The sequence below is a fragment of the Streptomyces sp. AcH 505 genome (genome assembly GCF_000818175.1).
Classification (GTDB): domain Bacteria; phylum Actinomycetota; class Actinomycetes; order Streptomycetales; family Streptomycetaceae; genus Streptomyces.
Genome location: NZ_JTIY01000001.1, coordinates 4314569 through 4315827 on the forward strand (window position 1 = coordinate 4314569; position 1259 = coordinate 4315827).

Below are 1259 nucleotides of genomic sequence, written 5' to 3' on the forward strand. Positions count from 1 at the left end.
CGGCCGCCGCCGCGGGCGTGGAGATCTGGGGCGACGTCGAGCTGGCGTGGCGGCTGCGCGGCCCCGACGCGGCCCCCTGGCTGGCCGTCACAGGCACCAACGGCAAGACGACGACGGTCAGGATGCTCGCCGCCATCCTGGCCGCTGCCGGGCTGCGTACGGCCGCCGTCGGCAACATCGGCGTCTCGCTCCTCGACGCGGTCACCGGCGACGAGACGTACGACGTCCTCGCCGTCGAACTCTCCAGCTACCAGCTGCACTGGGCGCCGAGCCTGCGCGTCCACTCGGCCGCCGTGCTCAACCTCGCCCCGGACCACCTGGACTGGCACGGCTCCATGGAGGCGTACGCCGCCGACAAGGGCCGCGTCTACGAGGGCAACCGCGTCGCCTGCGTCTACAACGCCGCCGACAAGGCCACCGAGGACCTGGTGCGCGCCGCCGACGTCGAAGAGGGCTGCCGGGCCGTCGGATTCACCCTCGGCGCCCCGGCGCCCTCCCAACTCGGCGTCGTGGACGGGATCCTGGTCGACCGCGCGTTCGTCGACAACCGCAGGGAGCAGGCGCAGGAGCTGGCCCACGTCTCCGACGTCGACCCGCCGGCCCCGCACAACATCGCCAACGCCCTCGCCGCCGCCGCCCTCGCCCGCGCCTACGGTGTCGAACCCGCCGCCGTACGCGACGGACTGCGCGCGTTCCGCCCCGACGCGCACCGCATCGAGCACGTCGCGGACGTCGCGGGCGTGAGCTTCGTGGACGACTCCAAGGCCACCAACACCCACGCGGCAGAGGCGTCCCTGGCGGCCTACGAGCCGATCGTGTGGATCGCCGGCGGCCTCGCCAAGGGCGCGACCTTCGACGAGCTCGTCGCCCGCTCGGCGAAGCGGCTGCGCGGCGTGGTCCTGATCGGCGCCGACCGGGCGCTGATCCGCGAAGCCCTCGCGCGACACGCCCCCGAAGTCCCTGTCGTGGACGTCGAACGGACCGACACTGGAGCGATGTCGGCGGCGGTACGCGAAGCGGCGCGGCTCGCACAGCCGGGGGACACCGTACTGATGGCCCCGGCCTGCGCCTCGATGGACATGTTCGCCAACTACAACAAGCGCGGCGAGGCGTTCACCGACGCGGTCCGCGCACTCGCCGCCGAGCACGCCTGACACCAGCGGCCGCACCGCAGGCCCGACCGGAGGGGACAGCGACGATGCCGGCTGAGGACACCGCAGGACCCGGCATCGCCGCAGGGCGCAGGCTCGCCCTGCGCA

The 1259-nt window shown here is 73.9% G+C and carries 1 protein-coding gene; it reads left to right on the forward strand.

Features of this window, described 5'->3' with window-relative positions; genetic code table 11:
- The coding region (gene murD, locus HY68_RS19755; protein ID WP_041990697.1) for a UDP-N-acetylmuramoyl-L-alanine--D-glutamate ligase at positions 1-1154 on the forward strand (1154 nt) is incomplete at its 5' end.
- Positions 1155-1259 lie beyond the last annotated feature (105 nt).